The sequence below is a fragment of the Lewinellaceae bacterium genome (assembly GCA_020636135.1).
Lineage (GTDB): Bacteria > Bacteroidota > Bacteroidia > Chitinophagales > Saprospiraceae > JAGQXC01.
The window spans coordinates 500,200-508,340 of record JACJYK010000001.1; the positions used below are offsets into that span (position 1 = coordinate 500,200).

At 46.3% G+C, this 8,141-nt stretch carries 1 protein-coding gene; it reads left to right on the top strand.

Annotation, left to right across the window (positions count from 1 at the left end; genetic code table 11):
• The first annotated feature begins 273 nt into the window (after positions 1–273).
• The gene (locus H6570_01990) at positions 274–8,019 is read left to right on the top strand and encodes a VWA domain-containing protein (GenBank protein MCB9318023.1); all 7,746 of its coding nucleotides are present in this window, start codon (positions 274–276) and stop codon (positions 8,017–8,019) included.
• Positions 8,020–8,141 lie beyond the last annotated feature (122 nt).

Sequence of the window (8,141 nt, forward strand, 5' to 3'; positions counted from 1 at the left end):
CTTTCCTATGAACACTCTGTGGATTGGTATTTCCTGTGCCAGTTGGATGGAAAAGATTTATTCTGGTTTGGGTAAAGCCAATCTGTATTAGGAGACTTCACCTATGCATTCTTGGCACTTTTTCCAATATTGTTAATGATTGAACAAGAAGTTTGACACTTTTTGCATTCATTGATATGGAATTAAGTAGCTGATATAGCTTAATTGTTAGTTGATTAGATTTTCCCACCCGGAATGAATGGTTTCCATGGATTAAGATGCAATGGACCATTCATGAGGAAAACGATATTTTATATCACCATTTCCCTTTGTTTGAGTGCTGTATTGTTTGCAGGCATTCAGCAATGGTCTGTGCATAACGATCAGGCGAAAATCACCTTATCCCCAAATCCAGTACCCACTACTCAAGAATCCACCTACTTTAATCCGACACCACCCAATATATCTTTAGGTGGAATTATGTTTACAGGATATAAATCAGACGGTACGGACGCATTTTCCATTGTATTGTTGCAGCCCATAACAGCTGGTACTATTTTACATTTCACGGATCGAGGATGGGATATAGCTGATGGTGGATTTGACACTTCAGAAGGAACGCTAACCTTTACCTTTGGACGCGATTTTTCATGTGGTGAAGAAATATTATTCGAAGACGGTGGATGGCATGCGACAGATGTGAATGGGTCATCTGCAGGTACGGTATCCGAATCGGGCAATTTTTCGTTATCCACCTCAGGTGATCAGATTTTTGCATATGAAACACCAACACCCACAACCAGTAACGAGTCTGCATTTGTAGCAGCCATTCATATGAATGGAAACTGGGACTCGGATGTTTCCGGTGGAAATGCAGACACTGAATCTGAACGGCCGAGTACATTTAACGGATCTGGAGCTGCGTATGCCATCGTATTCGGAAGCGAGTATGATAATGCCAAATACGATTGCAGTACAACTTCCGGATCTACGACTGCAATATTGAGTGGTCTTGGAAATAATTCAAATTGGCAAAAAGGGAATAATTCAAGTGACATTGATGACCTTGATAATTTTTGCCAATTCTGTTGTGGAGCACCGATAGCAATAACCTTGTCTGGGCCATCGACAGTTGATGCAGACTCCACGTTTGTGATACATGTGATTGGATCGTTGGGTGTTGGTGAAAATTGGAACCTCTATTTAGGCATATGTGGCGGTACGCCTTTACAAACCACAATGACAGATAGTTTTGTTATAACTGCTCCGAGTACTGCGGGAGAATATACCTACTATGTAAATTCATCTGCTTCTGATTGCCCAAATGCATGTGAAGCCATTACAATATGTGTGGATAATCAATACTCCACGTGTACAAATTGTTCTTCATCATTGGATATTGAAGATTGTGGTGATTGTCATCTTCCATCACCTGCCCCCAATCCACCTTTAATGGCTAATTGCGATGATATCCGAATTGTGCTCCTTTTGGATGAATCCGGCTCTTTGAATAGCTCTCGAATGGATGTTGAAGATGGGGTGAATAATTTCGTAACTGCTTTAAACGGAAGTGGCGCTGAATTGGCTTTGATTGAATTCAGTACGTATGCAAGATTGGTGACGAATTATACCCCTATGAATAGCGCATTGGTTACCAATGTGCAAAATTACTTTAATGGTATTCCATACAATGGTTATACTTACAACCCAAATGGAGGAACCAATTGGCATCATGCAATTGCATTGGCCGCATCCTTAGCTCAAGCTGATTTAATCATATTTTTTACAGATGGGGAGCCGAATTATTATGGTACTTCGTTGATTTATAGTTGTGACTATGCCCCATCCATAGTTAATCCGGTTAAAATTGCAAATCAATTAAAAAATAACGGTTCACACATCTTTATGTTGGGTGTTGGAAATTCAATAAACAATACCAATTTGCAAAGGATGAGCGGTACGACACAGTATATGGCGGGAACCAATACAGTAGGCACTTCCGATTGGACAATTGAAAATTTTGACAATTTAGCTCAATGCCTTGAAGATTTCGCCTATGAGATTTGCGCTACGACCATAACTCTAGAAAAAACGGTGTTAGATACAACTTGTTTGGGTGATACTATTACGTTTCGTTTTATTGTAGAAAATACGGGACCGACTAACGATGCCGAATCGACGCAGGTTAAAGATACTTTACCTCCTGGTTATTTACTATTACCCTATAGTGGATCAAAAACAGTTTGTATAGGAAATGCTTGTAGCCCGTCTCAGCCGAGCAATACAATCTGCTGGACTATTGGCAATTTATTGCCTGGACTATCAGATACAGTGTACATTAATGCTTTGGTACAGTCATCCAATAATTTGGAAAATACCGCTTGGGCAACATCAACTACTGCCGATACCGTATCGAGCATTGTTTCTGATATCCCAATTGATACTACTCCTCCATCAATTATGTGTACGCCCTCTTGTCTAAACTCACCTCAGGAGCCATTAAATGGTGAAGATTGTAACAGTTGTTCAACTACAATTTCCGGAAATGGCACAGTTACGGTAAGCTCCGGGATGAAGGTATGCATTTCTGCTAGTACATCCTTTACTGGAAATGTTACAGTGGATGGTGGTACATTAGTTGTTTGTGGTAATATGACACCTTCAAACTTTACATTAAATAATGGAACTGTTATTCTATTAGGGACTGCATCATTCAATAATATTAATTTTAATAACTCAGGCTCAATATTTAAAAATTACGGCACTGTTACATTTCAGAATCTGACTTGCCAAGGGACAATTGAAAACCACGGTACACTTATTGCAAATGGGAACGCAAATATTAATACTTCTACATCTTTATTTATCAATACTGGAAATGCTTCCTTCGGAAATAATTTAATTGTAAATGGCGCATTGAATAATTATGGTTCAATTTATGTCGACCATAATATGAATGGAAATGGACAAAGCATCATTAATAATTACTGTGAGATTGACGTTAATAACACTATGTCGTTGAATAATTTATTTCAAAATAGTGGTTTAATTACTGTTGTCAGCAATATCACTTTGCAAAATGGTTCTGTTTCTGATTTTAGAAACAAAAGTGCAATTTATGCTGGGGGTGGAATACTGAACGGAGCTATTTCCATTGATGGTTGTTCTTTTATGAGTGTAACATATTCCGAATTAAATTCTTCTTTAACTATTGCCGGAGAACTCCATATTTGCGACGCGAATGGTTTTTTTGATATAAATAATTATAATGCGGGGTACATGGTTAATTGTAGTCCTTGCAACATTGACTCCGTATTAACTTGTGGTGATGACACAAGTGCCACTGCCTTGGGTATTCCAATAGTTGTTGACGATTATGATTCAAATCCAATTGTGTATTATAGAGATATAATTATTTCTGGATGCATCGATGGCTTATCTGAGTTTACGCGCAGATGGTATGCTTTAGATGCTTGTGGTAATTTGGATAGTTGTGATCAGATCTTTCAAATTTTGGACACTGTTCCACCGACCATAATACCTCCTCTTGATACAATAGTAGAGTGCGATGGATTAAATAATTCAGCTGATTTTAGTAGCTGGGTTGATTTGAATGGTCGGGCAATTGCTAGTGATGACTGTGACTCTGTTATATGGACTTATTCACTTGTAAGTTCGATATCTGGTTGTGGTTCAACACGGATTGATAGTGTGTTATTTATTGCTACTGATAAATGCGGTAATGCAGATAGCGTTGGTGCCAGATTTATCATTGTTGACACGACGCCACCGGTAATCACCTGTCCAATAGACATTACTTTAGACTGTCCTGCGGACACCAGTACCACTAACACGGGAGTAGCTACGGCGACGGATGCCTGTAGCAGCATCACGATCAGTTACAGCGATGCGGTAACGACGGACTGTGGCACTACTTACCAGGTGGTGAGGACGTGGCTGGCGGTCGATGCTTGCGGCAACAGCAGCGCTTGCGATCAGCTGATCACTATACAGGACACCACCAGACCTGCGATCACTTGCCGGGCAGACATAACATTGAATTGTCCTGCAGACACTACAACAACGACCACGGGAGTAGCTACAGCGACGGATGCTTGCAGCAGCATCACGATCAGTTACAGTGATGCAGTAACGGCGGACTGTGGTACGACTTACCATGTTGTGAGGACGTGGTTGGCAGTAGATGCGTGTGGAAATAGCAGCAGTTGCGACCAACTGATCACGGTACAGGACACCACCAGACCTGCGATCACCTGCCCGGCAGACATAACATTGAATTGTCCTGCAGATACTACAACAACGACCACGGGAGTAGCTACAGCGACGGATGCTTGTAGCAGCATTACGATCAGCTACAGCGATGCAGTAACGACAGACTGTGGAACGACCTACCATGTTGTGAGGACGTGGCTTGCAGTGGATGCGTGTGGCAATAGCAGCAGCTGCGACCAGCTGATCACGGTACAGGATACGACCAGACCTATGATCACTTGCCCGTCAGACATCACCTTGGATTGTCCGGCGGATACGACCACGGCGACCACGGGAGTAGCTACAGCCACGGATGCCTGCAGCAGTGTCACGATCAGTTACAGTGATGCAGTGACAACAGACTGCGGAACCACCTATCATGTTGTGAGGACATGGCTTGCAGTTGATGCTTGTGGCAATAGCAACAGTTGTGATCAAATGATCACGGTTCAGGATACTACCAGACCTATGATTACCTGCCCGGTAGATATTACTTTGGATTGTCCGGCGGATACGACAAGAGGAACAACGGGAGTAGCTACGGCTACAGATGCATGCAGCAGTGTCACGATCAGTTACAGTGATGCGGTGACGGTGGATTGTGGAACCACCTATCATGTTGTGAGGACGTGGCTGGCGGTGGATGCTTGTGGCAACAGCAGCAGTTGCGACCAACTGATCACGGTACAGGATACGACCAGACCGGTGATCACCTGTCCGGCAGTCATCACGTTAGACTGTCCGGCGGATACGACCACCGGAACAACGGGAATAGCTACGGCTACCGATGCCTGTAGCAGTGTCACGATCAGTTACAGTGATGCAGTGACAACAGACTGCGGGACCACCTATCATGTCGTAAGGACCTGGTTAGCGGTCGATGCTTGTGGGAATAGCAGCGCTTGTGATCAGCTGATTACAGTGCAGGATACCACCAAACCTGCGATCACTTGTCCGGCAGACATCACCTTAGATTGTCCGGCAGATACTACCACCGGAACAACGGGAATAGCTACGGCCATGGATGCCTGCAGCAGTGTCACGATCAGTTACAGCGATGCGTTAACGACAGACTGTGGCACGACCTATCATGTCTTGAGGACGTGGCTGGCGGTCGATGCTTGTGGCAATAGCAACAGTTGTGACCAGCTAATCATTGTCCAGGATACGACCAGTCCCACAATTACAGTAACTGCGATGAATGACACCGTACAGTGTGATGGGGGTGGCAATACGATAGCCTTTATGAGCTGGATCGACAACCATGGAGGTGCAATGGCATCGGATGGCTGTGGGAGCTTTATATGGGATACGACGCTGGTGTCCCGCACACCAGGATGTGGGAAGACGCGGATAGACCGGGTGTTGTTTATAGCGAGAGATGCATGCGGTAATGCAGATACGACGGAAGGATTGTTTGTGATCATCGATACGATAGCTCCGGTGATGCCGGCGGCTCCACGGGATACGGTGGTAGGCTGTCCGGTACAGGTACCGTTACCTGCGCCGGTGTTGTACCGGGATGCATGTGACGGAGTATTGCGGATAGCTTTTGCTCAGGATATGAGGGAGCCCTATTCCTGTGATTATACGATTACACGGAGCTGGATCGGAGTGGATGCGTGTGGCAACCGGGATACGATCGTACAGTTGATCCGGGTCAAAGACACGATAGCACCGGAGATACCGGGATTGGTGGATGGAGATACGATCAGATACGATTGTACGGATGTATTACCAACCACGGTGCCACCGGGCATGGATGCGTGTGGACCGGTGAGTGTAGGCTATGAAGATTCGACGGCCACACCGAGCTGTCCGGGTGAAGAGTTGATCCGGAGGAAGTACACAGCTACGGATGTGTGTGGAAATGAGAGGATATACATCAACTGGTTGCAGTTCCGTGACACGACCCCACCAGAGATTACTTGCCCGGCAGATGTGACGTTAGACTGCCCGGCGGATACTACAACAGGAACGACGGGAGTAGCTACGGCCACCGATGCCTGTAGCAGTGTCACGATCAGTTACAGTGATGCAGTGACAACAGACTGCGGAACCACCTATCATGTTGTGAGGACGTGGCTGGCGGTCGATGCTTGTGGCAATAGTAACAGTTGTGACCAGCTGATCACGGTACAGGATACCACCAGACCCACGATCACTTGTCCAATAGATATTACGTTAAACTGCCCGGCTGATACTACCACAGGAACGACGGGAGTAGCTACGGCCATGGATGCCTGTAGCAGCATAACGATCAGTTACAGTGATGCGGTAACGACAGACTGCGGGACGACCTATCATGTTGTACGGACGTGGCTGGCAGTTGATGCGTGTGGCAACAGCAGCAGCTGTGACCAGCTGATCACAGTACAGGACACGACCAGACCTGCGATCACTTGCCCGGCAGACATCACCTTGGATTGTCCGGCGGATACGACCACGGCGACCACCGGAGTAGCTACAGCCACCGATGCTTGTAGCAGCATTACGATCAGTTACAGTGATGCGGTAACAACAGACTGCGGAACCACCTACCAGGTTGTGAGGACCTGGTTTGCAGTTGATGCTTGTGGCAATAGCAACAGTTGTGACCAGTTGATCACGGTACAGGACACCACCAGACCAGAGATCACTTGTCCGGTAGATATTACGTTAGATTGTCCGGGGGATACCACAACAGGAACAACGGGAATAGCTACGGCAACAGATGCCTGTAGCAGTATCACGATCAGTTACAGCGATGCGGTAACGACAGAATGTGGTACAACTTACCACGTTGTACGGACCTGGCTTGCAGTGGATGCGTGTGGCAACAGCAGAAGCTGTGATCAACTGATCACGGTACAGGATACTATAAAACCAGTTATCACTTGCCCGGCAGACATCACGTTAGACTGCCCGGCTGATACGAGCACTACCAACACGGGAGTTGCTACGGCTACGGATGCTTGCAACAGTGTTACGATCAGTTACAGTGATGCAGTGACAGCAGACTGCGGAACCACCTACCAGGTTGTGAGGACATGGCTGGCAGTGGATGTTTGCGACAACAGCAGCAGTTGCGATCAGCTGATCATTGTACAGGATACGACCAGGCCGGTGATCACCTGTCCGGCAGACATCACATTAAACTGCCCGGCAGATACCACAACAGGAACAACGGGAGTAGCTACAGCCACGGATGCCTGCAGCAGTGTCACGATCAGTTACAGCGATGCGGTAACGGCGGATTGCGGAACGACCTATCATGTCGTAAGGACCTGGCTTGCAGTAGATGCGTGTGGCAACAGCAGCAGTTGCGATCAACTGATCACGGTACAGGATACGACCAGACCGGTGATCACCTGTCCGGCAGACATCACGTTAAACTGCCCGGGGGATACCACAACAGGAACAACGGGAATAGCTACGGCAACAGATGCCTGCAGCAGCATCACGATCAGCTACAGCGATGCGGTAACGACGGACTGTGGCACGACCTATCATGTTGTGAGGACATGGCTGGCAGTGGATGCGTGTGGCAATAGCAACAGTTGTGACCAGCTAATCATTGTCCAGGATACGACCAGTCCCACGATTACAGTAACTGCGATTAATGACACAGTACAGTGTGATGGGGTTGGCAATACGATAGCCTATATGAGCTGGATCGACAACCATGGAGGAGCGATGGCATCGGATGGGTGTGGGAGTTTTATATGGGATACGACGCTGGTGTCCCGCACACCGGGATGTTTTGGTGTTGTTTATAGCGAGAGATGAATGCGGTAATGCAGACACCACGGAAGGGATCGTCCCTATGGCGAAATGGGCTTACATCCTCTTCACATACAGATGATTAATGAGACAGTACAGGGAAGGATTGTTTTGCGTTACGAGGCTGG